At 46.1% G+C, this 26,685-nt stretch carries 28 protein-coding genes and 3 pseudogenes; 26 read left to right on the plus strand and 5 right to left on the minus strand.

Annotated features, from left to right (window positions below; all coding sequences use genetic code 11):
• Positions 1 to 310: 310 nt before the first annotated feature.
• Positions 311 to 1,147: an Mrp/NBP35 family ATP-binding protein gene (locus DXA97_RS06360; RefSeq protein ID WP_118718985.1), complete on the plus strand. Its 837-nt coding sequence runs from the start codon at positions 311 to 313 to the stop codon at positions 1,145 to 1,147.
• Positions 1,148 to 1,235: 88 nt separating this feature from the next.
• On the opposite strand, the gene DXA97_RS06365 is transcribed toward DXA97_RS06360, so the two are convergent.
• Positions 1,236 to 2,009, minus strand: coding sequence for a GNAT family N-acetyltransferase (locus tag DXA97_RS06365; protein ID WP_182436817.1), 774 nt, complete (start codon positions 2,007 to 2,009; stop codon positions 1,236 to 1,238).
• A 245-nt stretch (positions 2,010 to 2,254) separates the two neighbouring features.
• Between DXA97_RS06365 and DXA97_RS06370 the strand changes: the two genes are divergently transcribed.
• From DXA97_RS06370 to purD, 19 genes and pseudogenes are all read left to right on the plus strand, one after another.
• Positions 2,255 to 2,641, plus strand: a complete 387-nt coding sequence (locus tag DXA97_RS06370) for a CidA/LrgA family protein (RefSeq protein WP_118718989.1) — start codon at positions 2,255 to 2,257, stop codon at positions 2,639 to 2,641.
• Positions 2,638 to 3,327 (plus strand): LrgB family protein, encoded by a 690-nt coding sequence (locus tag DXA97_RS06375; protein WP_118718991.1) that lies wholly within the window; start codon positions 2,638 to 2,640, stop codon positions 3,325 to 3,327. The genes DXA97_RS06370 and DXA97_RS06375 overlap by 4 nt, the downstream gene beginning before the upstream one ends.
• A gap of 385 nt (positions 3,328 to 3,712) precedes the next feature.
• Positions 3,713 to 4,633: a YitT family protein gene (locus DXA97_RS06380; protein WP_118718993.1), complete on the plus strand. Its 921-nt coding sequence runs from the start codon at positions 3,713 to 3,715 to the stop codon at positions 4,631 to 4,633.
• 133 nt (positions 4,634 to 4,766) lie between these two features.
• Entirely contained in the window at positions 4,767 to 5,684 is a 918-nt protein-coding gene (gene pyrF, locus DXA97_RS06385) for an orotidine-5'-phosphate decarboxylase (protein WP_118718995.1), read from the plus strand.
• Positions 5,685 to 5,800: 116 nt separating this feature from the next.
• Complete coding sequence (locus DXA97_RS06390) at positions 5,801 to 6,580, plus strand: dihydroorotate dehydrogenase electron transfer subunit (protein WP_118718997.1); 780 nt, start codon at positions 5,801 to 5,803, stop codon at positions 6,578 to 6,580.
• Entirely contained in the window at positions 6,580 to 7,482 is a 903-nt protein-coding gene (locus DXA97_RS06395) for a dihydroorotate dehydrogenase (RefSeq protein WP_118718999.1), read from the plus strand. The genes DXA97_RS06390 and DXA97_RS06395 overlap by 1 nt, the downstream gene beginning before the upstream one ends.
• Before the next feature lie 30 nt (positions 7,483 to 7,512).
• A complete protein-coding gene (locus DXA97_RS20080) occupies positions 7,513 to 7,737 on the plus strand; it encodes a hypothetical protein (protein WP_182436818.1) in 225 nt (74 codons plus the stop codon).
• A 320-nt stretch (positions 7,738 to 8,057) separates the two neighbouring features.
• On the plus strand, positions 8,058 to 8,732 hold the full coding sequence (gene pyrE, locus DXA97_RS06405; RefSeq protein WP_118542114.1) for an orotate phosphoribosyltransferase: 675 nt from the start codon (positions 8,058 to 8,060) through the stop codon (positions 8,730 to 8,732).
• A gap of 87 nt (positions 8,733 to 8,819) precedes the next feature.
• Complete coding sequence (locus tag DXA97_RS20085) at positions 8,820 to 8,969, plus strand: hypothetical protein (RefSeq protein WP_182430467.1); 150 nt, start codon at positions 8,820 to 8,822, stop codon at positions 8,967 to 8,969.
• A 233-nt stretch (positions 8,970 to 9,202) separates the two neighbouring features.
• Positions 9,203 to 9,667, plus strand: coding sequence for a VanZ family protein (locus DXA97_RS06415; RefSeq protein WP_118719003.1), 465 nt, complete (start codon positions 9,203 to 9,205; stop codon positions 9,665 to 9,667).
• A complete protein-coding gene (locus DXA97_RS06420; RefSeq protein WP_118719005.1) occupies positions 9,664 to 10,005 on the plus strand; it encodes a hypothetical protein in 342 nt (113 codons plus the stop codon). The genes DXA97_RS06415 and DXA97_RS06420 overlap by 4 nt, the downstream gene beginning before the upstream one ends.
• A gap of 140 nt (positions 10,006 to 10,145) precedes the next feature.
• Complete coding sequence (locus DXA97_RS21975) at positions 10,146 to 10,349, plus strand: hypothetical protein (protein WP_347561485.1); 204 nt, start codon at positions 10,146 to 10,148, stop codon at positions 10,347 to 10,349.
• Positions 10,319 to 12,226, plus strand: coding sequence for an aminopeptidase (locus DXA97_RS06425; RefSeq protein ID WP_347561487.1), 1,908 nt, complete (start codon positions 10,319 to 10,321; stop codon positions 12,224 to 12,226). Before DXA97_RS21975 ends, DXA97_RS06425 begins: the two co-directional genes overlap by 31 nt.
• A 263-nt stretch (positions 12,227 to 12,489) precedes the next feature.
• A complete protein-coding gene (locus DXA97_RS06430) occupies positions 12,490 to 13,146 on the plus strand; it encodes an IS607 family transposase (protein ID WP_182436821.1) in 657 nt (218 codons plus the stop codon).
• Positions 13,085 to 14,239 carry an RNA-guided endonuclease TnpB family protein gene (locus DXA97_RS06435; protein WP_118719009.1) on the plus strand — a complete coding sequence of 385 codons (1,155 nt, stop codon included), beginning with the start codon at positions 13,085 to 13,087 and terminating at the stop codon, positions 14,237 to 14,239. Before DXA97_RS06430 ends, DXA97_RS06435 begins: the two co-directional genes overlap by 62 nt.
• A gap of 193 nt (positions 14,240 to 14,432) precedes the next feature.
• A complete protein-coding gene (gene purE / locus DXA97_RS06440) occupies positions 14,433 to 14,948 on the plus strand; it encodes a 5-(carboxyamino)imidazole ribonucleotide mutase (protein WP_118541987.1) in 516 nt (171 codons plus the stop codon).
• 123 nt (positions 14,949 to 15,071) lie between these two features.
• Positions 15,072 to 16,100 (plus strand): annotated as a pseudogene (gene purM, locus DXA97_RS06445) (phosphoribosylformylglycinamidine cyclo-ligase).
• Positions 16,101 to 16,111: 11 nt separating this feature from the next.
• Positions 16,112 to 16,689, plus strand: a pseudogene (gene purN / locus DXA97_RS06450) (phosphoribosylglycinamide formyltransferase).
• A gap of 139 nt (positions 16,690 to 16,828) precedes the next feature.
• Positions 16,829 to 18,103, plus strand: coding sequence for a phosphoribosylamine--glycine ligase (gene purD / locus DXA97_RS06455; RefSeq protein ID WP_118719011.1), 1,275 nt, complete (start codon positions 16,829 to 16,831; stop codon positions 18,101 to 18,103).
• A gap of 409 nt (positions 18,104 to 18,512) precedes the next feature.
• Here purD and DXA97_RS20090 read toward each other — a convergent pair whose 3' ends face one another.
• Positions 18,513 to 18,686: a hypothetical protein gene (locus DXA97_RS20090; RefSeq protein WP_182436819.1), complete on the minus strand. Its 174-nt coding sequence runs from the start codon at positions 18,684 to 18,686 to the stop codon at positions 18,513 to 18,515.
• A gap of 44 nt (positions 18,687 to 18,730) precedes the next feature.
• Positions 18,731 to 19,264 carry a hypothetical protein gene (locus tag DXA97_RS06460; protein ID WP_118719013.1) on the minus strand — a complete coding sequence of 178 codons (534 nt, stop codon included), beginning with the start codon at positions 19,262 to 19,264 and terminating at the stop codon, positions 18,731 to 18,733.
• A 111-nt stretch (positions 19,265 to 19,375) separates the two neighbouring features.
• Here DXA97_RS06460 and DXA97_RS06465 point away from each other — a divergent pair, with 111 nt between their 5' ends.
• Positions 19,376 to 19,903, plus strand: coding sequence for a GNAT family N-acetyltransferase (locus DXA97_RS06465; RefSeq protein ID WP_118719045.1), 528 nt, complete (start codon positions 19,376 to 19,378; stop codon positions 19,901 to 19,903).
• Between the two features lie 322 nt (positions 19,904 to 20,225).
• On the opposite strand, the gene DXA97_RS06470 is transcribed toward DXA97_RS06465, so the two are convergent.
• On the minus strand, positions 20,226 to 20,609 hold the full coding sequence (locus DXA97_RS06470; RefSeq protein WP_243107577.1) for a helix-turn-helix transcriptional regulator: 384 nt from the start codon (positions 20,607 to 20,609) through the stop codon (positions 20,226 to 20,228).
• 297 nt (positions 20,610 to 20,906) lie between these two features.
• Between DXA97_RS06470 and DXA97_RS06480 the strand changes: the two genes are divergently transcribed.
• The 5 genes from DXA97_RS06480 to DXA97_RS06500 all read left to right on the plus strand — a co-directional run bounded on the left by DXA97_RS06480 (position 20,907) and on the right by DXA97_RS06500 (position 24,918).
• On the plus strand, positions 20,907 to 21,509 hold the full coding sequence (locus DXA97_RS06480) for a TetR/AcrR family transcriptional regulator (RefSeq protein WP_118719017.1): 603 nt from the start codon (positions 20,907 to 20,909) through the stop codon (positions 21,507 to 21,509).
• Between the two features lie 29 nt (positions 21,510 to 21,538).
• The gene (locus DXA97_RS06485) at positions 21,539 to 22,162 is read left to right on the plus strand and encodes an alcohol dehydrogenase catalytic domain-containing protein (protein WP_118719019.1); all 624 of its coding nucleotides are present in this window, start codon (positions 21,539 to 21,541) and stop codon (positions 22,160 to 22,162) included.
• A 77-nt stretch (positions 22,163 to 22,239) separates the two neighbouring features.
• Positions 22,240 to 22,512 carry a hypothetical protein gene (locus tag DXA97_RS06490; RefSeq protein WP_118719021.1) on the plus strand — a complete coding sequence of 91 codons (273 nt, stop codon included), beginning with the start codon at positions 22,240 to 22,242 and terminating at the stop codon, positions 22,510 to 22,512.
• A gap of 144 nt (positions 22,513 to 22,656) precedes the next feature.
• Positions 22,657 to 23,301: a trimeric intracellular cation channel family protein gene (locus tag DXA97_RS06495; protein WP_182436820.1), complete on the plus strand. Its 645-nt coding sequence runs from the start codon at positions 22,657 to 22,659 to the stop codon at positions 23,299 to 23,301.
• 327 nt (positions 23,302 to 23,628) lie between these two features.
• Complete coding sequence (locus tag DXA97_RS06500) at positions 23,629 to 24,918, plus strand: ATP-binding protein (protein WP_118719025.1); 1,290 nt, start codon at positions 23,629 to 23,631, stop codon at positions 24,916 to 24,918.
• A gap of 61 nt (positions 24,919 to 24,979) precedes the next feature.
• On the opposite strand, the pseudogene DXA97_RS06505 reads toward DXA97_RS06500, so the two are convergent.
• Positions 24,980 to 26,490: pseudogene (locus tag DXA97_RS06505) on the minus strand (recombinase family protein).
• Positions 26,491 to 26,685: the final 195 nt, after the last annotated feature.

Consider the following 26,685-nt stretch of genomic DNA (forward strand, 5'->3'; position numbering starts at 1 on the left):
TCGTTGCTTTTTGTGCAATAGTTCCTGAAAATGTGAAATATTGCAGAAATATTATCTATATTATACCAGATTTTGAATGTCATACAAGGGATATTTTTGTTTCTGTCCATGTATGCGCAAACAGCAGCACTAATTTCTGATACAAGGGTTTTGTTTTCTTCCGAAATGTGATATGCTTAATCTAAGGGTCTTTATGCGTGAATCGCATAAGCTATCAGCTGGCTGGAATTTTTGGTGTCTCATGCAGATCTGAAAAGGAAGGGCAGCTGTAAAAAAATGAAATGTAAGATAGAAATCTGGAGGTATTTACATGAGTGAAAATTGTACCCATAACTGCAGTACCTGTGGTGAATCCTGCGGAAGCCGCACAGCAGAGCAGACAAGCTTTCTGGAGCCGTTAAACCCGGCGAGCAGCGTAAAAAAGGTGATCGGCGTAGTCAGCGGTAAGGGCGGTGTCGGAAAATCTCTGGTGACTGCCATGATGGCTGTTAAGATGAACAGTAAGGGCAAACACACCGCAATCCTGGATGCAGATATTACCGGACCGTCTATTCCGAAGGCATTTGGCTTAAACGACAATATGGTCATGATGACAAAAGACAATCTGATGATTCCGGCAACTTCCGCTCTGGGCATTGACATTATGTCTGCAAACCTGCTTTTGGACAACGATACGGATCCGGTCATCTGGAGAGGTCCGGTCATTGCAGGCGCAGTGAAGCAGTTCTGGAATGAGACACTTTGGGAAGACGTAGATTATATGTTTGTGGATATGCCGCCGGGAACCGGCGATGTTCCGTTAACCGTATTCCAGTCTCTTCCGGTGAACGGCATCATCATCGTAACTTCTCCGCAGGAGCTGGTTTCCATGATCGTGGCAAAGGCTGTGAAGATGGCGCAGAAGATGAATGTGCCGATCCTTGGCCTGGTTGAGAATATGAGCTATCTGGAGTGCCCGGACTGCGGTAAGAAGATTTCCGTATTTGGCGAGAGTCATATAGACGAGATCGCCAAAGAGTACGATCTGCCGGTACTGGCAAAGCTCCCGATCGACCCGAAGGTAGCCGAGCATGTAGACAACGGCACCATCGAGTATCTGGAGAGAGATTGGTTCGATGCAGCAGCTGAGAAGGTACTGGCACTGTAAAACTGAAAATTTCGCTTGCAGGTTTGTAAGTGGAAACCAGACCAAAGCTGCAAACGGGAAACAGGGCAGGTGCAGTGACTGAATGAATTCAATAGAAATAGTACGACAGGGTTTTCGTGACAGAGAACCCTGTTTTTTTGTACAGGGAAATGGCTGGCGCATTGTCACCGGCAACCTGCAGCAGAGCTGTATGGAACCCCTGTCTGGCAAGGGCGGGAAACAGCAGCGTAAAAAATACAGTGCCAAAGCCCTGGTGGCGGTATTCTGGCAGGATTTCCACATGGTGAAGGCAGACTGAACTCTCGCTGACAGGTTCTGCAAAGGCAGTGCCGAGAAGTGTGTCTCCCTGGTAAAGTGAAAATTCGGTGTCAGAAGACTGATGCAGAGAGAAAATTTCAGGATTTTCCTGAGAACTTGTGGAAATGTAGTTGAAATCTGCCGGACCATTGGAATCTGTCAGGTCACATTCCATCACCAGTTCTTCAGAGTCTTTTTCTGCGCCGAGTGCTTCCAGTGTTTTTAAGGTATCTGCACAAGCCCCGGAAACCGCAAAGAGCAGGTTGCTGTCTGGGATATGGGCAAGTCCCTCTTCTAATAAACAGGAAAAAGCGCCATGGTTCCGGAAGTCCGGGTGGGTGAAGGCACAGCATTCTGCCAGGTCATCCCCGTAAGGAATCAGTGTGAGGCAGGAAACCAGCGTGCCGTCTGGAAGATAGGCCAGAAAATGCGTCAGATCGTCTTCCATCGGATAGGACAGATCGGTATGATCGTGCTGGCGGCAGAGTGCGGCCAGACTGGCAAGCCCGGCTTGCTGTTTTTGGGTGAGTAAATTGGTTGAGCTAATATGAATATCGAATTTCATAGAGGACCTCCTGGCGGAAAAATTCATTGCTTTTTTGTAAGTAAAGTATAAGAAAAAAACATAAAGAATACAAGAATCTACATTGACTTTTTGACTTCGAGTGGTAGAATACGAGTTATTGTTCGCGAACAGGGATTTTTTAAAGCAGAGGATGCGCTATTTGGTGCATCCACGATATGCAATGCAATGGAAAATTCTGTATGAACGAGTAGAATGGTTTACCAAATATGGAAAGGACAAACAACATGAAATACGTAAAGGAATCCGCGATCATTTTTGGTATCACGATGATCGGAGAGTTTTTGAATGAGCTTTTGCCGCTGCCGGTTCCAGCTGGTGTGTATGGGCTGTTTTTGCTTTTACTTTTGCTTTGTACCGGATTGCTGAAGCTGAAAGACATTGAAGCAACCGGAAATTTCCTTCTGGACATCATGCCGATCCTGTTTATCCCGGCATCGGTTGGACTGATCGAAAGCTATGATGCCATGAAGGCAATCCTGGTACCGCTGGTAGTGACCTGCTTGGTTTCCACCATTGTTGTTATGGGCGTGACCGGCAAGGTGACAGAGCTTATGGTATCCTTGCTGAAAAAGAAGAATGGAAAGAATGCAGGAGAGGAGAAGAGAGCATGAGTTTTTTACAGGAATCCCTTTATTTTGGCTTTGTGATCAGCCTGGCAGCATATCTGGCTGGTGTCTGGGTGAAAAAGAAGGTGGGATGGGCCATCTTAAATCCGCTTCTGGTATCTGTTGTGATCGTCATTGCAGTGTTAAAGCTGCTGCATGTAGATTACGCTTCTTATAATAATAGTGCCAAGTACATCAGCTACCTTCTGACACCGTCTACGGTGTGTCTGGCAATCCCGCTTTATAAGCAGCTGGAGCTTTTGAAGAAGAATTTTGTTTCTGTGATTGTAGCGATCACTTCCGGCGTGGCAGCCAGTGCGGGCAGCATTTTTCTTCTGTGTACGTTATTTGGTGTGGAACATATCCATTACGTATCGTTCCTGCCGAAATCCATCACCACGGCAATTGGCATGGGAGTCAGTGAGGAAGCAGGCGGCATCGTGACGATCACGGTGGTCTGCATCATCATTACCGGTATTTTCGGAAATATCATTGCAGAAATGTTGTTTAAGGTATTGAAAATCCGGGAACCGATCGCAAAGGGACTGGCACTTGGTACCTCAGCACATGCCATTGGTACTTCAAAGGCACTGGAACTTGGTGAAGTAGAGGGAGCCATGGGCAGTCTTTCCATTGCAGTAGCCGGACTGATGACAGTCATTGTGGTTCCGCTGGTGTCGGGACTGATCTGAAAAGCTGCTGCTTATGCACACATGTCTGGTAATCCTGGCAATCAATTCATGTGAAGATATGCTTTTCGACTTGACAGAATTCCAGAAAATTTTTATACTGAACTTGTATTAGGCAATGCCTTGATCCACGTCTGTTAGGGAAAAACTCCCTGACAGACGTTTTTTTTATATGATAGGAAATTGCGTCCTATCATATAAAAATGCTCCGCGAGGAAGCGCACTCGGCGCAAAGGTAGATGGTTGCTGAAGCAACCGCGCCTCGGCGCGAGAATGTGCCAAGGCACATTCTTTTTTGTTTCATAGAAAATTGCGTCTTTGAGTGGGCAGGCCTGGGTACATTTTATGAAGTTTGAGCGGATTGACAGGAAAAGGAGAACAAAAAACGATGGAAACAAAGGAAAAAGACAGGAAAGATCCATGCCAGAAGGCAGCATGCTGCGGTTCACGCGTTGCGCAAACAGCAACAGCAGCTTCCCTTGCTATTGTAATTCTGGGGAATGTTTTGTACGCGCTGACGGTCAGAACTTTTTTGATGCCGGCGGGACTGCTTACCGGAGGAACAACGGGAATTGGTCTGGCATTGAACCGCGCATTTGGTATACCGGTGTCTGCGTTTGTATTGGTGTTTAATATAGTGATGCTCCTTGTCGGCTGGAGTGTTCTTGGAAGAAAATTTGCACTGACGACGGTTGTGAGTACCTTTGTATATCCCATTGCGCTGGGCTTTTTTGAACAGATACTGGGAAGTACGGTCCTGACGCAGGATCTGTTTTTGAACACGGTATTTTCCGGACTTGGAATTGGGGCTTCTCTTGGAATTGTGATCCGGGCGGGCGCATCGACGGGAGGAATGGACATTCCGCCGCTTGTGCTCCATCATTATTTTCAGATTCCGGTTTCTGTTTCCATGTATGTCTTTGATTTTTGCATTCTTCTGGTCCAGGCGGTTGGAAATCCACCGGAAAACGTATTGTATGGACTGATTCTGGTCATGGTTTATACCCTGGTACTGGATAAGCTGATGTTATTGGGAACGACGCGCACAGAAGTGCGGATTGTCAGTGAACACAGTCAGAAAATCCGGGAAGCCATCCTGGCGGAAATGGACCGCGGCGTTACGATGCTTTCCGGAGAAACCGGCTATCTGAAACACCAGACGCAGATGATCTTCAGTGTCATCTCAAACCGGGAACTTCCGGAACTGGAAAAGCTGGTCCATCGCATCGATCCGGAATGTTTTATGGTGGTAAACCGGGTCAGCGAGGTGAGCGGACGTGGCTTTTCCATGAAAAAACGATATCGGTAGCAGCTGAAAAGAAAGAGAAAAACAAATATAATGTTGTGCTTTTCCGGTTGAAAGGGTTTTGGGGATATGGTATATTTAAATGAAGTATAAAAAAGAATAGCAATGCGCTATGCATACACTTAAGGAGGAAGCCATGATTCAGAAGCTGATTGAAAAGATTCAGAAGACAAAGGCACCGATCTGTGTGGGATTGGACCCGATGTTAAACTACATTCCGGAGCACATTTTAAAGAAGTCCTTCGGAGAATTCGGGGAGACGTTGGAGGGCGCTGCAGACGCCATCTGGAATTTTAACAAGGAGATCGTGGATCACACATGGGACCTGATCCCGTCCGTGAAACCGCAGATTGCCATGTACGAGCAGTTCGGCATCGAGGGACTGAAAGTGTATGACAAGACCGTAAAGTATTGCCAGGAAAAAGGCCTTGTAGTGATCGGTGACGCAAAGCGCGGTGATATTGGTTCTACTTCCGCAGCCTACGCGACTGCACATCTGGGCAAGGTGAAGGTTGGAAACAACATCTGTTCCGCATTCAACACCGATTTCCTTACGGTAAACCCGTATCTGGGAACTGACGGCGTAAAACCGTTTGTCGATGTCTGCAATTCCGATGATAAGGGAATTTTCGTTCTGGTAAAGACCTCCAACCCGTCCAGCGGAGAATTCCAGGACAGACTCATTGACGGTAAGCCGCTTTATGAGCATGTGGCTGCAAAGGTCGTTGAGTGGGGCGAGATGTCCATGGACGGTAACTACAGCAATGTCGGTGCAGTAGTCGGCGCAACCTATCCGGAGATGAGTGCAGTGCTCAGAAAGCTTATGCCGAAGACCTACTTCCTGGTTCCGGGCTATGGCGCTCAGGGCGGCACCGCAAAAGATTTAAGACACTGCTTCAATGAAGACGGACTTGGCGCAGTTGTAAACTCCTCCCGCGGCATTATTGCGGCATACCGCCAGGAGAAATACGCAAAGTTTGGCGCAGAGCATTTCGCAGAGGCATCCAGACAGGCTGTCATCGATATGGTTGCTGATATCAACAGTGTACTGTAGGTGCGGCAGGAGAAACGCTTTCTGCGAGAATGATCTGGACTGTAACAGAGATTTTGGGGCAGAAAGCTTTCTGAAAAGCAGAATGAGATTTTGCGAGAACAGAGGAGTAGGGGAAAATGGAAACAATTCAGAAAGAAAAGGTAAAGCTGACGGCTAAGGTAGTGAGTCAGGAAGCTTTGACGGATGATATCTGCAGCATGTGGATCCAGGCAGAGAGAATCGCAAAAGCGGCAAAGCCGGGGCAGTTTATCTCTGTATACACGAAAGATAAGAGCAAGGTGCTTCCGCGTCCGATCAGTCTTTGTGAGATCGATAAGGAGCAGGGCAGACTGCGTATCGTGTACCGCGTGGTAGGCGCCGGAACCAAAGAGTTTTCTGCATACCAGGCAGGGGATGACATCGAGATCATGGGACCGCTTGGAAATGGCTTCCCGTTAAAGGAGAAAAAGGCATTCCTCATCGGCGGTGGTATCGGAATCCCGCCTATGCTGGAGCTGGCAAAGAACTTAAACTGCGAAAAGCAGATGGTGCTTGGCTACCGCGATGTGTTATTCTTAAACGAGGAATTTGAACAGTACGGTAAAGTTTATGTGGCAACCGAAGATGGCAGCGCCGGAACAAAGGGCAACGTCATCGATGCCATCAAGGCAAATGCGCTGGATGCAGATGTGATCTACGCCTGCGGCCCGACCCCGATGCTGCGTGCACTGAAGGCGTATGCGGCAGAGAACGGCATCGAGTGCTGGCTCTCCTTAGAGGAGAAGATGGCCTGCGGAATCGGCGCGTGCCTGGCCTGCGTCTGCAAGTCCAAAGAGGTAGACAGTCATTCCCACGTACACAATAAGCGTATCTGCAAGGACGGTCCGGTCTTTGCTGCTGAGGAGGTGGAGCTGTAATGAATACCAAAGTAAATCTTGCCGGTGTGGAACTGAAAAATCCGGTCATGACAGCATCCGGAACCTTCGGAAGCGGAGCAGAGTACAGTGAATTTGTCGATTTAAGCCGCCTTGGCGCAGTTGTGACCAAAGGTGTGGCGAATGTGCCGTGGCCGGGTAACCCGACCCCGCGTATCGCAGAGGTTTATGGCGGCATGTTAAATGCCATTGGCCTGCAGAATCCGGGCATCGACGTATTCGTAAAGCGCGATATCCCGTTTTTAAAGCAGTACGACACAAAGATCATCGTGAATGTTTGCGGAAAGACCACGGAAGATTATATTGAAGTCGTAGAGCGTCTGGGTGACGAGCCGGTAGACCTCTTGGAAATCAACATTTCCTGCCCGAACGTAAAGGAAGGCGGTATCGCCTTTGGACAGGATCCGAAGGCAGTGGAAGCCATCACCAGAGAAGTGAAGAAGCACGCAAAGCAGCCGGTTATCATGAAGCTGAGTCCGAACGTAACAGACATTACCGTTATGGCGAAGGCAGCAGAGGCAGGCGGTGCCGATGTGCTGTCCCTCATCAATACCTTAACCGGCATGAAGATCGACATCAACCGCAGGGCCTTTGCCATTGCCAATAAGACCGGCGGTATGTCCGGTCCGGCAGTCAAGCCGGTAGCAGTCCGCATGGTTTACCAGGTAGCAAATGCGGTGAGCCTTCCGATCATCGGTATGGGCGGCATTGCGACTGCAGAGGATGCGCTGGAGTTTATCATGGCTGGCGCGACTGCAGTTTCCGTGGGAACTGCAAACTTCTATAATCCGTATGCGACGGTAGAAATTGCAGAAGGCATCGAAGCCTTTATGAAGAAACAGAGTGTAGAAGACATCCGGGAACTGATCGGATGTGTGAAATAGACGAAAGCGTGTGGGAATATAGTTATATTGATGATAAAAGAGGAAGCATCGGGCGTGATGCTTCCTCTTTGCATTGCCTGGCATATCGAGGAGGCGCCAGTGGCGCGTCCGCTGATTGGGGTAGTCCTATTTAAGAAAAACTCCGTAGTTTTGCCTCTCATCAATGATATATTCGATTTTTACACATTTTTCATCTTCTTTCACTTGAAACACAAACCAAAGGTGAGTCCAGAAATTCAGAACGCGGTATTTTGAAGGTACATAACGCAATCTGGTGCAGCCGATCAGAGGTGTGCTTTCCAGATAGGAGATTTTTTCGTTCAATGGTTTTGCATAAAGTAGCAATTTCGGTATATTCTTTCATTTTTTGAGTCAAGCGTTTCTACGAATGTTATGTTGAAAAAACAGGCATGTAATGATATACTAAAGAATAATATCATTACATGCCTTATATTTTGACTTGTTCCATCCATCAAATGATGGAAACGCCATAAAGGCACAGCAGTAATACGGCAACACAAAATGAATGACATAGATGATGAAAAATTGGCTTAAAATAAGGAGGAAATAGCAAGATGGAAGATTACAAGAAAGAATTTATTGAGTTTATGATTGACTGTGAAGTGTTGAAGTTCGGTGATTTCGTGACAAAATCTGGCCGCAAGACCCCGTTCTTTGTCAACACCGGTTTCTACCGCACCGGCGCACAGCTGCGCCGCCTGGGTCAGTATTATGCACAGGCAATCAAGGATACCTTCGGAACCGATTTTGATGTTCTGTTCGGACCGGCTTACAAGGGTATTCCGCTGACCGTTGCAGCGACCATGTCCATCAGCGAGCTGTATGATGCAGACATCCGTTACTGCTCCAACCGGAAAGAAGTAAAGGATCACGGCGATAAGGGCATCCTGCTCGGCAGCCCGATCAAGGACGGCGACAAGGTTGTGATCATCGAGGACGTAACTACTGCCGGTACTTCCATCGAGGAGACCCTGCCAATCATCAAGGCACAGGGCGATGTCGATGTGCTTGGTCTGGTTGTTTCCGTAGACCGTATGGAGCGCGGAAAGGGAACCAAGTCTGCATTGAAGGAAATCGAAGAGAAGTACGGCTTCAAGACCACCGCGATTGTAACCATGGCAGATGTTGTAGAGCATCTCTACAACAAGCCTTACAAGGGAAAAGTCATCATCGACGATACCTTAAAGGCAGCAATCGATGCTTACTATGAGCAGTATGGTGCAGAGTAAATAGCAGAACTCAGAGTTCTGGTTTCAGACTGTTAGAACATGAATGGCAGCAGTGAAATGTTCTCTGGAAAAATGAGGAGTCATATTATGGAAAAGGTATATAAGACGATGCAGCGCACCGGTGCCTGCAGCATTGCAGTGGGAATCATTATGCTCGTGACTGGCGTGACCGTGGGCATTATGTCCATTGTCTGCGGCGGACTGCTGTTAAAGCGCAAGGGCGAGATCACATTTTAGGATTAAAATGATGTTGGGGACAAAAGACATTTTGATCCTGATGTTATTAAAATTATAAAAAGATACAGGGGGCGGCAGTTTCTGCAACAGGTTTCGGGCGGAGACTGCCCCTTTGCTTGCAGGGTACCATGTGGAATAAAAAGTTTACCTGTGGTCATTGTGCAAAAAGGAAGTGCTTAGAGCGTTTCCGGTGAATTTGGCATTTGGAAATAAAAAGGAGTTTTACTAGAATTATGATCAGAAATACGACCAGGAATCAGAAGCTGGGATGGGTGCTTTTCATCGCTTACATGGCCTTGCTGGTTTATTTTATGTTTTTTGCAGAGTCCTTTGGACGCAATCCGGAGCAGCGCGATTATGCGTACAATCTGGAGCTGTTCAAGGAAATCAAGCGCTTTTATAAATATCGAAAACAACTGGGAATGGAAGCATTCCTTTTAAATATTGTAGGTAACGTAGTAGGATTTATGCCGTGTGGATTTTTTCTGCCGATCATCAGCCGCAGAAGCAAAAAGTGGTACAATACGATTTTATTCGGTTTCTGTTTAAGCCTCTGCATCGAGACGACGCAGCTGATCTTCAAAGTCGGAAGCTTCGATGTGGATGATCTGTTTTTAAATACACTCGGTGGTGCGCTTGGCTTTTTAAGTCACTGGACGATTCAGAGGATTCGTATAAAAAGGAGAAGACGCCGATGAAAAAGCCGATGAAAAATAGAAAAAAACGCATATCCTATATCCGGAAACCAATTCCAAAGCAGAGCTTTTTCTGCCTTGGTTTTGCAGTGATCGGACTATTTTGTTTTTGTTTTAGTCTGGGACGCAGCATTGTAAATCAGGGAAGCGGTGGCCCGGATGTGGCAGCCTGGGCACTGACCAGCCTGCTGTTTTCTGTGGAGACCGTTATCTGCGGCGTAAAAACGTTAAAGATGAAGGAAATCAACAATATCCTGGCCCGGATCGGAACTATCGCAGGCGGGATTTTATTGTTTTGCTGGCTGGGAATGCTGGTGATCGGAATCGTGACGATCCTATGATACGATTGAGGCAGCAGATTTTGTCCGTCTGGAATGGAACGGACCGGCAAAATTCTATTGCTGTTTGCGCAGTGCAGGAACAGCAGCGAAATATTTCATGGGGCTGAAAGTAAAACGTCTCAGGAAAGGATAATGAATTTATGGTGAAATATCAGGAATTGTGGAACGAAGAAAATACAAATATAACAGAGCGCTATGATCTGGCCATGGAGCGGATCCTGGAGATTCCGGCAGAAAACCGGGTGGCAGAGCCGTACCGTGCGTACTTTAACCAGATGGCGGCATTTACAGCCAAATCGAGGAACTGGCAAGAATGCAGCTTCGCGAGGATCTCGACAGCCTGATTCTTCCGGAGCTTCAGAAGCTGAATCACAGTCTCTATGCGGATATTCTTCCGGATCATTATGAGGAAAGCTATGCTGATCCGGCATTTGCCATGCGGATGCTGGGGGCAGACTTGGGCCCGCTTTTATCTGCATTTTATGCACAGTTCCGGGCCTCGATCGTCTTTGCGTATGAATGCAGACTGACGGATATCACGATTTTATGCGAGACTCTCATTGAGATTTATAACATGTTTGAGGATGGAATCCCGCAGGCGCGCCAGGTGCGGGATGTGCTGTACTGGTTTTTCAGCGACTATACCGATGTCACACTGGCCTACCGCATCCGTGAGCAGCTAGACCCGGATTTAAGCTTTGCGAAGGACATCATCATGGAGTCAGACTTAAATGATCTGCGTTATCTATATCGGTTTGGCGAGTATATTTCCGATTCCGAGCTGCAGATCGCTTCGTATCTGAATTCCCTGCCGGAGGAGACCATAGAGAAGATGGCATCGACCTACACAGAAGGATACCGCAAGGGCTTTGAGGTGATGGGGCGTGACCTTTCTAAGAAAAAGACCGTTTCCATCCGCTATGAGCTGGGCTTTGAGCGTATGATCCGCGCTGCGATCCGCCAGTTTGAGGAGATGGGACTGGAAGTGATTCTTTATCGTGCGGCAGTCTGGTCCGTGACCATGAGTCCGAATCGTAAGATTGGTTACCATGGCACCTCTGCTAATATGCAGTTTGACTACGATCACCGCTACGACCAGGCTATTTATCTGGATAAGGCCTTTAAGGAGCGTAAGCTTGCCGTACTGCGCACCGCATATGAGAATTGCAAAGCAAAAGCAGCAGCGTATGCAGGACCGGCTGTAGTGGAGACTTTTGGTGAGGATGGTTTTGAGCCGAAGAACAAGCCAGAGGCCTATGCTTTGAGTGAAAAACAGGAAGAGCTGCAGATCGCTTATTCCAACGAGGCGATGCCGGTCGTGAACCAGTACATTCCGGGAGATGAGACCAGCTTCACCATCATCGCGTTCCCGGTTCCGGCGATCGGAACAGATTTTGCGGAGATCTTCCATGAGACGATCCGCATCAATACGCTGGATTACGAGGAGTACAAAAAGATCCAGCAGAATCTGGTGGATGTACTGGATCGGGCAGAGTATGTGACGGTAACGGGAAATGCAGAGACCGGAAATGAGACCCATATGAAGATTTCCCTGCATCCCCTGACAGACCCGGCAAAGCAGACAAACTTTGAGAATTGTGTAGCCGATGTGAATATTCCGGTGGGAGAGGTTTTCACTTCCCCGGTATTAGCTGGAACAGAAGGTCTGCTTCATGTGAGCCAGGTCTACATCGGCGATTTCCAGTTTAAAAATTTCCGCATGGAATTCAAAGACGGAAAGATCACCGATTACTCCTGCGATAATTTCGCAGACCCGGAAGAGGGCAAAAAGCTGATCCGTCAGCAGATCTTAAAGAATCACGATACCCTTCCAATGGGTGAGTTTGCGATCGGAACCAACACCACGGCTTATGCAGTGGCGAAGAAATATAACATTATGGATAAGTTCCCGATCCTGATCGCAGAGAAGACCGGACCGCATTTTGCGGTAGGAGATACCTGCTACAGCTGGAGCGAGGATTCTGCGGTATACAATCCGGATGGAAAAGAGATCATTGCCCGGGACAACGAAATCTCCCTGCTGCGCAGGGAAGATGTATCCAAGGCTTACTTTAGCTGTCATACCGATATCACGATCCCGTATTCTGAGCTGGGCGACATCACGGCAGTCTGCAGGGACGGCCGGAAACTTCCGGTGATCCGAAACGGCCGGTTTGTAGTAGCAGGAACTGAAAAATTAAATGAAGAGCTGGACGGCTGATCCGAAAGGTCTAAAAACTGAAAATCGTGCAGTTTGTTGCAGTTTGCGTAATGCGCAGGCCGCAACAAACTGCATTTTTTATATTGACTGCGTATGGAAAATACAGTATTATATTATAAGTAACAGTTCAAACAATGCGGTTATTTATTAATTATAATAATAAATATAAAAGGAGGAAATTCGGACAACAAAATATATTGATAAAAATGATGAGATGTGTTTAAATATACTCAAAGGAGCGAGCTATTATGAACACATCCAGTATTACAAATTACAAACCAAAAGATTTTGCTGAACTGGTAGGTGTGTCTGTTAAGACATTACAGCGCTGGGACAGGGAAGGAACTCTAAAGGCAAACCGGACTCCAACGGACAGGCGTTATTATACCTACGCCCAATATCTTCAATTTAAAGGCATTCATACAGAAAATGACCAGCGTCAGATTGTGATCTATGCCAGAGTGTCAACAAGAAATCAAAAAGATGATTTGCAGAATCAAGTTGCATTTTTACGGCAGTTCTGCAATGCCAGGGGCATGATTGTTGACCAATGTATCGAAGATTATGGGAGTGGTCTTAACTACAATCGCAAAAAGTGGAATGAATTATTAAATGAAGTGATGGAACAAAAAATCAAAACCATTGTGATAACCCATAAAGACAGATTTGTCCGATTTGGTTATGAATGGTTTGAAAAATTCTGTATGAAGTTTCATACAACCATCGTGGTCGTGAATAATGAAGAACTGTCACCACAGGAAGAACTTGTACAGGATATTATTTCCATACTCCATGTGTTTTCATGCAGATTGTACGGGCTTCGCAAGTATAAAAAACAAATCGAAGGGGACGAAGAGATTGTTAAAGAGCTTCAAAACAGAAATGAATCCGACAGAGGAACAGAAAGTCAAGATACGTAAGACAATCGGAACGTGTAGATACGTCTACAATTTCTACCTTGCTCATAATAAAGAACTTTTCGAAAAAGGCGAACCATTTATGAGCGGAAAATCATTTAGTGTCTGGCTGAACAATGAATATCTTCCGAAACATCCAGAGTATTCCTGGATAAAAGAAGTGAGTTCAAAATCTGTAAAGCATTCCATTGAATGTGGATGCACTGCTTTTTCAAGATTCTTCAAACATCAGAGCGCCTTTCCAAACTTTAAAAAGAAAGGCAAGTCGGATGTAAAGATGTATTTTGTGAAAAACAATCCGGGTGATTGCCGTTGTGAAAGACACAGGATTAACATACCGACCCTGGGATGGATCCGCATCAAGGAAAAGGGATATATACCTACAACCAAAGATGGGTATGTAATAAAAAGTGGTTCCGTTTCTATGAAAGCTGGTCGATTTTATGTTTCTGCCCTTGTAGAAATTCCTGACCCTGAGATAACCGATCCCAAGAACGAGGGAATCGGGATCGACCTTGGTTTAAAAGAATTCGCAATATGTTCGAACGGAAGAACTTACAAGAATATCAATAAATCAGCAAGATTGAAGAAGATTGAAAAACATTTGATCAGGGAACAGAGAAGTCTTTCCCGCAAATATGAGAATTTAAAGAAAGGAGAGTCCACTCAAAGAGCAAATATACAAAAACAAAAGCTAAAGGTACAAAAACTTCATCATAAGCTGGATCTGATCCGTACTGATTATATCAATAAAACAATCGCCGAGATCGTAAAAACCAAACCATCTTATATAACGATTGAAAACTTAAATGTATCAGGAATGATGAAGAACCGGCATCTTTCAAAAGCTGTTGCGTCACAGAAATTCTATGAATTTCGGGTAAAACTTCAAGCAAAATGTCATGAAAACAGCATTGAATTCCGGGTAGCAGACAGATGGTATCCGTCTTCCAGGATATGTCATGGTTGTGGTTGTATCAAAAAAGATTTAAAGCTTTCCGATAGAACTTACAGATGTGGTTGCGGTTATGTGGAAGATAGAGATTTGAATGCTGCATTAAATTTGAGAGATGCGGCAACTTACGAAGTTGCATAGTAACACGCAAACGTAGGTATGTACCGATGACTTAGTCGGGAATTAACGACTGTGGAGTGTACAAGAACTTGTGAGTAGATATGATTTTAATCAATCAAAAGCATACACGTGGAAGCAGTAAGTAGAACTCGCGAGAGTCTACATAGTCTCGATGTGAGTATATTTAATCATATTTTGAGTGGCAGAACTTGCAATGGCAAAAGTAGGAATTGTAATGGGCAGTGATTCAGATATGCCGATCATGGCGAAGGCGGCAGAAATCCTGGATAAGTTCGGAATTGATTATGAGATGACGATCATTTCCGCACATCGCGAGCCGGACATCTTTTTTGAATGGGCGAAGAGCGCAGAGGAAAAGGGAATCAAGGTGATCATTGCAGGTGCCGGAAAAGCAGCACATCTGCCGGGCATGTGTGCAGCACTGTTCCCGATGCCGGTTGTAGGTATTCCTATGAAAACCTCCGACCTCGGCGGTGTGGACTCCCTGTATTCGATCGTACAGATGCCGTCTGGAATCCCGGTAGCGACCGTAGCAATCAACGGTGGAGCCAATGCCGGCATTCTGGCAGCAAAGATCCTGGCAACCTCTGACGCAGAGCTTCTTCAGAAGCTGAAAAACTACAGTGAGGATATGAAGAACGATGTCGTGAAGAAGGCAGACAAGTTAGAGAGCATTGGATACAAAGAGTATCTGGCCCAGATGAAGTAAAACCGTTACTGTTCACAAGGGTGTCCAGCAACAGGATTTTGCTGATGCTTCACATTTCATATTGGCAAAGTCCGTTATCAGAACGATACAACCACAAAACCCATACATATGGAGGAAAAGAAGATGGATTACAAGAAAGCCGGAGTTGACATTGAAGCAGGATACAAGTCTGTAGAGCTGATGAAGGAGCATGTAAAAAAGACCATGCGTGAGGAAGTGTTAGGCGGTCTGGGTGGTTTTTCTGGCGCATTCTCCCTGGCAAAGATCAAAAACATGGAGGAGCCGGTGCTCTTATCCGGAACCGATGGTTGCGGCACCAAGGTAAAGCTGGCGATCATTATGGACAAGCATGATACCATCGGCATCGATGCCGTGGCTATGTGCGTGAACGACATTGCCTGCGCAGGCGGCGAGCCGTTATTCTTCCTGGACTACATTCTGCGGCAAGAACTATCCGGAGAAGATCGCGGATATCGTAAAGGGTGTTGCGGAGGGCTGCCTGCAGTCTGAGGCTGCACTGATCGGCGGCGAGACCGCAGAGCATCCGGACTGATGCCGGAGGAGGACTACGATCTGGCTGGTTTTGCAGTTGGTGTCTGCGATAAGAAGGAGATGATCACCGGCGAGCACTTAAAGGCTGGCGATGTGCTGATCGGCATGGCATCCACCGGCGTTCATTCCAACGGTTTCTCCCTGGTACGCAAGGTATTTGAGAAGGAGCTGACCAAAGAAGGGCTGAATACTTATTACGATTCTCTCGGAAAGACTCTGGGTGAGGCTCTTCTGGCACCGACCCGTATCTATGTAAAGGCATTAAAGAGCGTGAAGAACGCAGGTGTGACTGTAAAAGCCTGCAGCCACATCACTGGCGGCGGATTTTATGAGAACGTTCCGCGTATGTTAAAAGAAGGAACCCGCGCAGTCATCAGGAAGGACAGCTATGAGGTACCGGCCATCTTCAAGATGCTGGCAGACAAGGGCGAGATCGAAGAAACCATGATGTACAATACTTTCAACATGGGTATCGGCATGATCGTGGCAGTGGATCCGGCTGACGTGGAGAAGACCATGGAAGCAATCAAGGCAACCGGAGATGTACCGTATGTGATCGGTTCCATTGAGGAAGACGAAAAGGGAGTGACTTTATGTTAAGAGTCGGTGTAATGGTGTCCGGCGGCGGCACCAACTTACAGGCAATCCTGGATGCAGTGGATGCAGGAACGATCACCAATGCCGAGATCGCAGTGGTCATCAGCAACAATCCCGGCGCTTATGCGCTGGAGCGCGCAAAGAAGCATGGTGTGGAAGCCTGTGCATCTCCCCGAAGGACTATGAGAGCCGGGAAGCATTTAACGAGGCATTTCTGGCGAAGGTAGATGAGTATCATCTGGACCTGATCGTGCTGGCTGGTTTCCTGGTAAAGATCCCGGCTGCGATGATCGAAAAATATGAGCATAAGATCATCAATATCCATCCGTCCCTGATCCCGTCCTTCTGCGGCGTGGGTTATTACGGCCTGAAGGTACATGAGGCAGCACTGGCACGCGGTGTAAAAGTGACGGGTGCAACCGTTCATTTTGTGGACAGTGGTATGGATACCGGCCCGATCATCCTGCAGAAGGCAGTCGAGGTGCAGGACGGCGATACGCCGGAGATATTGCAGCGCAGAGTCATGGAGCAGGCAGAGTGGAAGCTACTGCCGCAGGCCATTGACCTGATCGCAAACGGAAAGATAAAATAAAAACGAACGATAAGGGCAGACCGGTGGGATTCCGGTCTGTCTGCGGTTTGCCTGGCGATGAGAACGCATAGAGAAAAAGAGTTGTTGTTTACGCAAAATGCAGGCAATGACCAGGAACGGTAAAAGGAGGAATATGCAAATGAAGATTTTGATCGTAGGGGGCGGCGGAAGAGAGCACGCCATCGCATGGAAGCTGGCAAAGAGCCCGAAGGTTGAGAAATTGTATTGTGCACCGGGCAATGCAGGCATTGCCGAGGTGGCAGAGTGTGTCAATATCGGTGTCATGGAGTTTGACAAGCTGGTGGCATTTGCAAAAGAACATGCCATCGATCTGACCGTGGTAGCGCCGGATGATCCGCTGGCAGCAGGTGCGGTTGATGCGTTCGAGGCAGCAGGACTGCGTGCATTTGGTCCGAGGGCTAACGCAGCAATCCTGGAAGGCTCCAAGGCATTCTCCAAAGACCTGATGAAAAAATATGGCATTCCGACCGCAGCTTATGAAACCTTCAATGACCCGGAAAAAGCACTCGCTTATCTGGAGACTGCAAAGATGCCGATCGTATTAAAGGCAGACGGCCTGGCACTGGGCAAGGGCGTTCTCATCTGCAAGGACTTAGAAGAAGCGAAAGCAGGTGTCAAGACCCTGATGATGGACAAGCAGTTCGGTTCCGCAGGTGATGAGATCGTCATCGAGGAATTTATGACCGGCCGTGAAGTATCTGTTTTATCCTTCGTAGACGGAAAGACCATCAAGATCATGACCTCTGCACAGGACCACAAGCGTGCTAAGGATGGCGACCAGGGACTGAACACCGGCGGCATGGGAACCTTCTCCCCGAGCCCCTTCTATACTCCGGAGGTCGATGCATTCTGCAAAGAGCATATTTACCAGAAAACGGTCGATGCCATGGCAGCAGAGGGCAGAGAATTTAAGGGAATCATCTTCTTTGGCCTGATGCTGACTGCAGACGGTCCGAAGGTACTCGAATACAACGCCCGTTTCGGTGACCCGGAGACCCAGGTCGTACTTCCGCGCATGAAGAATGACCTGGTCGACCTGTTTGAAGCCTGCATCGACGGCACTCTGGACCAGATCAACCTGGAGTTCGAGGACAACGCTGCAGTCTGCGTAGTCCTGGCATCCAACGGCTACCCGGAACACTACGAAAAAGGCTTTGAGATCCGCGGCTTAGAGAACTTCAAAGACAAAGACGGCTACTATGTCTTCCATGCAGGAAGCAAGTTCGATGAGCAGGGACGTGTTGTAACCAACGGTGGACGCGTACTCGGTGTGACCGCAACCGGAAGCAACTTAAAAGAAGCCCGGGCCAATGCGTACAAGGCAACCGAGTGGATCGATTTTGATAATAAGTATATGAGACATGATATTGGAAAGGCAATTGATGAAGCGTAAGGGCTGATCAGCACACTGTCAATTTTAATTTATATCTTAAATATGTAATTACATCTCGAATAAGATGAACAAAAAACGGTAGTTTTTTAATTTATATTTCAATTTGATTCACTTTAATAGGGCCGTGTGAGTTGTCGAAAGGCAACTCACACGGCCCATTGTTTTTTCTAATTATAATTTCACTAATTATTTCAGCTATTATATGATTATTTCGACAAGTGCCCATTATCGCAATAAGCTCTTATCTTTTTGATACTTATTATGCTGTTCCTTATGCAATCTGTGTCAGATTCGGATGTTCGAAATGTGAAAATGTGGGAAGTCAGCCTCGTACACGCCCGGACTTTCTATTTGCTGTGTTAAATTATTGCCAAAATGGGTCACGGCATTTTGCCGCGACCCATTTTGCTTACTTCAAAAAAAGCATTTTTTCATCCTCAGAAAGGTCAATAATTTTCTTCCCTTGTTTTTTTGCATACGCGATTAAGTCTCTGGTATCAAGCTTCTGGCGTATTTCGCGGGCCTCAATTGGAGCCGGCATATCTTTGAGTGACTCATGATACCTTTTCATCCACCCAGTCATGATCATAGACCTCCCGGCTCTTGGCCGTTATGCTAACGATATGGTTACAGATCCACCTCAAACAGGAAAGTCTGATTGTACCGGTCAAGGGCAATCTGCATTTCCATGATCTTTTTTGAGATGCGTTCATAATCCTGCTTTACCAGATCCAAGTCGAAATTGGTATAACGGTATTCAGGAGCAGCATTTCTGGAACTTAATATGCGGGAACCTTCCCTCTCTTTAGGCAGAAATTTGCGCATGGTATCCAGGGTTGTTTTCCGGGAGTTGAGCTGTGCCATCGATACCAGAATGCTGTCAACGCTCATTTCGGTATCGCCAACCATGATCTTTGCGGTGGCGTTGGCCAGGTTCAGTGCATGCTTGATGACAACGGTTTTGCGGTCAAGCTCTTTTAAGGTGTCAGATACAGCAGAGTAGTCATACTCCGGGATGACAGGTTCCTCACCAACAGCAGCAACATAAGTGCGGGATGCCTGCTCCTTGTTTTCCCAGTAGGATTTTTCATCTGCCAGGGCCTTAAGTATTTTATTGGCGTAAGCGAAGTTATTTTCATAATAGATTTCCCTCCTTTGCATCGTCTGTTTATGGTATGATTATAAGGCAGGAGAAGAAGAAAGTCATTGAACCTGTGGTTTAATACCTATGAAAGCGAGTTTATCGCTTGGAAAAGGAGCGGAGATACTGCTATGATAATCAGAAAAGCGACAGAAAGAGATCTTGATGCAGTGGAAAAGTTATATGATGAGATCCACACGGCGGAAGAAGAACAGAAACAACAAATCGGGTGGATCCGAGGCATATATCCTGTTCGTTCGACAGCTGAAATGGCGTTAAAACGCGAAGATTTATATGTGCTTGAAGAAGATGGAAACATATATGGAACCGGGATCATAAATAACGTACAGGTAGATTCCTACCGATATGGAAACTGGAAATATCATGTTCCGGAGGATCAAGTCTGTGTATTGCATACACTTGTGATTTCTCCAGCAAGTGCAGGCAGAGGATATGGGAGAAGATTTCTTCAATTTTATGAGAACTATGCGTTAGAGCATGGATGTATGGAACTCAGGATCGATACGAATGAAAAGAATGAGGTAGCCCGTGCCATGTATCAAAAACATGGATATACAGAGATTGGCATAGTTCCAACCGATTTTAATGGAATCCCGGGAATCAAGTTAGTATTATTGGAAAAATATCTGGGAGAGTGATGAACCGAAAAAACTGCGGAACCTGAAGATCAGATTCCGCAGTCATGGTGCCTGAAACCGTACCTTGGCACTGCTGTGATCACTCACAGGTTTTTTACAGGATCGAAAGATATCTGAATTTGCCATTCATTAAGAGTTATCCATAAACAAAAACAAATAAGAAATAACAGATAACAAAATAATCCATATCACTGAACGATTAACTTACCATGGAGTTCTTTGTTAAATCCTGTACGGAAAATTATGCAGGGTTAGCTTTTTTGTATCATTTGTATAGAATGATTATAAGGCAGGAGAGAAAGTATGTCATTGAACCTGTGGTTTAATTTAAAATACGTAAAATGTGATATAAACGAGAAATATCCCCGTCAATGACGAGGATATTTTCAATGCTGGTATGTAATAGTCTGCTGAGAATAACAAAGTTATCCAGGCTTGGCATGGATTTCCCCGCGATCCATTTATAGATCGCCTGTGGGTTCTCAAAACCGAAAGCACCCTGGATTTCGCGGATTGTATAGTTCTGCTCCGAAAGCAGCTGCTTGATCCGCTTCCCGGTTTCCACGGGCTGGATTGACAAATACATTGGTTCCATTTGCTTATCCCTCCATAATTTTGCACCATCTCGAAACACTATCTTTAGTTTAGCACGGATCAGGCGGATTGAACAGTATAAATTTTTTGATGATTGTTCCGGCTGCTTCAACTGCCTTTCCAATATCATGTCACATATACTCATTATCAAAATCGATCTACTCGTGCGGGATGATAAACTGCAACAGACATGGTATTGATAAGAGTTAGTATTTATGACATGATATCCGAAAAGTCGGAATACAAAGGCGGATGAAAGGATACCATACAGTGAAGATATATAAAAAAATATTTACAAGACTCGACGAATTGCACATGAGCCAGATAGAATTGAGTAAAAAGACTGCTATTGCCACAAGTACAATAAGTGACTGGCGAAAGAAAAAGATTAACCCACAGGCAGAGCGCGTTGAATAAATCCGAAAGTAAATATTTTGCTACCGCTGCGAAGATGGACGAGGCTTTTTTACAGCTTTTGGAAAAGAAAGACTTCGCATATATTACTGTCAAAGAAATCTGTGCATCGGCAGGTGTCAACCGCTCCACCTTCTACCTGCATTATGAGACGACTAGCGATTTGCTTGCGGAGAGCGTACGTTACATGAACCAGCAGTTTATGGATTATATGGCGCAGGATAAAAAAACGTTCGCTGCGCTGCCTGTAAACGGGGAGTCAGCGGTGCCTTCGCTTTTTTCAAAATTACAGAACTGTCCGAAAGAGGAACTTTGTCTTGTAACGCCGGACTATCTGACACCGTACCTGAACTATATCAGAGAGCATAAACGACTTTTTTGCACAGCCATGCAGAGGGCGAATGTGCTTAACCTGGATGACACATATAGGCGGATGTTTACGCATGTGTTTACACCGATTCTGGAACGCTACAATGTGCCACAGGAAGACAGATGTTATCTGATGGCCTTTTATATCAGTGGCTTGATGGCAATCATTTCCGAGTGGCTGAAACATGACTGCAGCGATTCAATCGAACATACCATTTCCGTGATGTAGCGATGCGTCATGACACATTAGTAGGATACATGAAAGCAGGCATTTATTTAGGGAAAGAACAAATTGAGGTGCGGGAACTGCCGCTTCCGGAAGTGGGTGATAACGATATGCTGGTGCAGAACCTTTATTCCAGTATCTGCGGCACGGATGTGGCTGTCTTTACCTGTGGACCCAATACCGGACACAAGGTGAATGTGGGCGGTGAATTTGGTCATGAAACCGTATCCCGTGTGGTAAAGGTCGGCAAAAACATTACAGAGTTTTCGATTGGAGAGCGTGTTTATCCCTACCCGCGTTACGCAAAAGATGATACCAGACGGGCCGGAACGATCGGTGGTTTTTCGGAATATATCCTGATTCCCTGCCGCAAAGTCAGATATCTCTCTGGGCAGAATGCGGTGGTATTTGGCTGCGGTACGATCGGCATTGCGGCAGCTGTTGCCTTTCAGTACTTTGGAATGAAAAAAGTGATGATCTGTGATTACTCTGATTTCCGTTTAAAGCTGGCTGAGAAGTTAGGCTTTGCAGTCTGCAATCCGCATGGCAGGAGATGTAGAGCATGCGGGGAATGTTGTGGTGAAAATGAATGTGTGAGAATGTGCGCAGCATTGGCAAAATTCACTTGTTGGATATGCATGAAAAGCAGTAAATAAGAGTATGTAGTGTTTGGTATAAATAATAGCACGCTATTGATATTGATACAATAGCGTACTATTAAAAAGGAGGATTCATGGATCAGATCCTTATGTTTGTCGGGGCGAGCAGTGATACATGGGATTATGCAAAAACCTATCTGCGGATAGTCTGCGTTTCCGGTCTGTTTGTGCTTATCGCAAACTGCTATTCCAGTGTGATCCGGGCGGAGGGACAATCCGGCAAAGATCTGGGCGCAGCCGGTTGCGGATGTGCTTTCGCTTGTGCTGGCTGCGGTTCTGTATTTCAGGAAGATTGGAAGTATGGGGCGTTCTCGAATAGAAATTTGCCCGACAAAAATCCTGTATGACAGGAGATTTGATTTTTGGAAGAAAATTACTGCGCTGTTCTCATAATCATGGTAAAATCAGAAGAGAATTGTAATTGAGGGGAATAAAACAATTACAATGAATCAAACAATTACAACGAATCAAACATGGAGAGGGAACAGGGTATGACAGATTTTCAAACGATTCTTATGGGAATGGAAATAGCAGGAATTATCGCATTTTCCATATCGGGTGCGATGATTGCGATCGCTGCAGGTGTCGATGTATTTGGGGTGATGTTACTGGGACTGATCACGGCGCTTGGCGGAGGAACGTTAAGAGATACCCTTCTTGGGCTGGTGCCGTCTGGAAATTTTTACAATTATCCGGAAATCATATTGTCGGTCATGACAGCCCTTGTGGTATTCTGGATCGCATATACGCACAAGAACTATTATGACAGTCATGCAGAGCTGCTTGACCGTCTGAACAATGTGGTGGATTCCATTGGCTTAGGAATTTTTTCTGTTTACGGGGTTCAGGCAACCCTGCAGTCCGGGTGTCCGCGCAATTTCTTTCTGGCTATTTTCATGGGAATGATCACCGGGGTCGGCGGCGGAATCATCCGGGATATGATGGTGCAGCGGATGCCCATGGTCATTTCCAAGCATATTTATGCGGTGGCATCGCTTGTGGGAAGTGCCTGCTATTTCTTTTGCGTAGTCCATGGGATGCAGCAGAGCGCAGCGGCGCTGCTTGGATCCGGGCTGGTGTTTGTGATCCGCATGCTGGCAACGAAGCTGAAGCTTAATTTGCCGCGGATCCGGTAGATTAGGAAAATACCATTCATTATATAACTGATAGTCTGATTCATCTGAAATCCTGAAGGGAAATGATTCCTTTCAGGATTTTTTTCTGCTACTTTGCATATCGAGGAGGTGCCGGTGGCGTGTCCGCTGATTATAAACGGAGTAACGTCCGAAAAAGTGTTGATTAGAACAAAATTACGTCCGAAAAAATGTTGTGCTATAGAGAATAAGGTCGGAAAAAATGTAACTATCAGATAAGGTAAGGTCGGAAAAAATGTATAAATTATAAATGCATAGGTCGGAAAAAATGTGATATACTTAATATAAAAGGAAAAGGCAGGTGGGAAAATGCAACGGTTTGCAATGGATGATCTTTTGAAATGGAAAGAAAGGGCGAGTAGAAAGCCGCTTGTAATTATGGGAGCACGCCAGGTTGGAAAGACCTGGCTTATGAAAGAGTTCGGAAAGAAGTATTATGAGAAAACGGCATACATTTCTTTTTATAATAATCGGCGGATGAAGGATGTGTTTGATGTTGATTTTGATATTGAGCGTATTATTATGAATTTAAACATTGAGTCTGGTGTAACCATAACTCCGGGAAACACACTGATTATCTTAGATGAAATTCAGAATGTGCCGAAGGTATTAGAATCATTAAAGTATTTTTGTGAAGAAGCTCCGGAATATCATGTTGTTGCAGCAGGATCACTTTTGGGTGTAGCAATTCATGAGGGAATTTCTTGCCCTGTGGGGAAGGTAGATATGTTGGATTTATATCCGCTTAATTTCAGGGAATTCCTTTGTGCAATGGGAGAAGAAGCGTTGTCGGACGCATTAAATACGAAGGATTATCCACTTATCGATATTTTTTCGGAAAAGTATTTGTTCTGGCTGAAAAATTATTATTATACCGGAGGAATGCCAGCCGTTGTAGAGGCCTTTCGTGTAGAAAAGGATTATGCTGAAGTTCGCCGAATTCAGAGTGAAATCGTTCGTCAATATGAAGGCGATTTTGGAAAACATATCGATGCCAAAACATTGCCGCGAATCAGAATGGTTTGGGATTCCATTCCAATGCAGCTTGCGAAAGAAAATAAAAAATTCTTTTTTGGTCAGATTAAAAAAGGAGCAAGAAGCACAGACTTTGAAATTGCGATTCAATGGTTGTTGGATTGCGGACTGGTTTATAAAGTGAACCGGGTGAATGAGCCGCATATGCCATTAAAGGCCTATATGAATATGAGTGCGTATAAATTATTTATGTTGGATGTAGGTTTATTAGGAGCATTGAGTGAATTACCGGCTGAGACAATTCTGGAAGGAAATGATATTTTTATCGGGTTTAAGGGAGCATTGACGGAACAGTATGTGCTGCAGCAGTTGATTTCTGATACCGATTATACTCCGTATTATTATGGAACGGACAAAGCAACGTTTGAACAGGATTTCCTAATTCAGAAGGAGCGGAATATCGTACCGATTGAAGTCAAGGCGGAAACAAATATTCATTCTCAGAGTTTAAAGGCATATTGCGATAAGTTTCATCCGGAAGAGGCGGTTCGTTTCTCAACTTTAAAATATAAAAAACAGGAGTGGATGGTAAATATTCCGCTATATGCAGTGTGCAATTTATAATGAGACAAAGTACAGTTTACAAGGGACTACACAGGTAGGTATCTGACGGGGGTTCCGCCCGTCAGATTTTCCATGTGATGTTCAAGCTGTCGCTTGTAGCGGCTGTGGTGGTAATCATCAAGTCCACCACCCGCCGCTTGTCGTCAAAGGATACATTCTCCCAAGTGTCGAGGTAGCCGGAAATTTGGCTGACCTGTTCCGGCTGATGGCTTCCACCGTCAGCTCCGCTATCCTCGCCAGAAGTTCCTGCTTGCGCCCGTCCAGTTCCGCTATCTTCACATTCACATAGGAGAGCAGGACATTGTTTGCACCCGTCAGACTGTCCACCAGCTTTTCAATCTCGCTGTCCACATGGGCAAGCTCCACTTGCAGTGCTGCAATTTTCGGGTTTGCCTTTGCCGCTTTCTTTCTGCCTGTCAGAGTCTTGTAGCTTGCCAGTTTCTTTACCATCTGCTGATAAACAACCGCTTCCAGCTCCGAAGTGATGATTTTCCCGCACCCGGCACAGCTTTTATTGTCCAGCCGTTTCGTACAGCGAAGGTATTGCTTGCCGGAGGAATTGAAGATACTCATAAGGGCATACCCGCAGTTCCCGCACTTGATTTTTCCCGCCAGCCATGTATGGGTGGCTTTCCGGGCAGACTGGATTTTCATGTTGTTCATCAGCTTCTTGCGGCAGGTCAGCCAGATGTCAGAGGGGACAATGCCCTCATGGGGAGCCAGTACCAGCATTTGGTCTTTCAAGTCGTTCTTTTTGCTGGGCTTCACATCCCGCCCTTGATACAGATAGCAGCCGTTCATGCCAGTAAAATCGGCAGCGTCATTGACAATGACCGTCCCTTGACTTTTGAAAAACTCATACACATCAAGGTCTGCCTGCACATAGACAGGATTGCGTAACATCTGCGCCAGCGTGGGGCGTATCAGCTCTTTGCCATGGAACAAAATCCCCTGTTCGGCAAAGTACCGGGTAATGTCCCCGTAGGAGGTTGTGGGCTGAGCATACATCTCAAACATCAGCCGGATATTTGCCGCTTCGTCTGGATTTACCACCAGCTTTTTTGTATTGATACCGTCCATCTTAATCGGCTCTGTATGGAAGCCGTAAGGGGCTTTCCCACCCATCTTGAAACCTCGCTGGCTGCGGGAATAGTAAGCGTCCGTTACTCGCTTCTGTATGGTTTCCCTCTCAAGCTGGGCGAACACGATACAGATATTTAACATCGCCCGCCCCATCGGGGTGGAGGTATCAAACTTTTCCGTAGAGGACACAAACTCTACATTGTACTGCTGGAACAGCTCCATCATGTTGGCAAAGTCCAGAATGGAACGGCTGATACGGTCGAGCTTGTAAACCACGACCTTTGCAATTAAGCCCCGCTTGATGTCCCGCACCAGTTCTTGAAACTTCGGACGGTCTGTATTCTTGCCGCTGTACCCTTTGTCTGTGTATTCCTTGCAGTTACCGCCTTTCAACTCGTATTTGCAAAATTCAATCTGGCTTTCAATGGAAATGCTGTCCTTTTTGTCTACCGATTGTCTTGCATAGATTGCGTCTATTCGATTATTCATATTGTCGCTCCTTTTCTTAAAAAAGAAACGGAGCTGCTGACACCTTTATTATACCGTCAGCAGCCCCGCAAATCAACGATGGCTTTGGAAAACCTTATGCCCCGGCTTCCTCACTCTGCCGTTTGTCGGCATACTTGCGGAACACCTCATAAAGCTGCTGTTCCAGCTCCCGGCGTTTTGCCGCTTCCTGCTCCG

This window comes from Clostridium sp. OF09-36 (genome assembly GCF_003481985.1).
GTDB lineage: Bacteria > Bacillota > Clostridia > Lachnospirales > Lachnospiraceae > Brotaphodocola.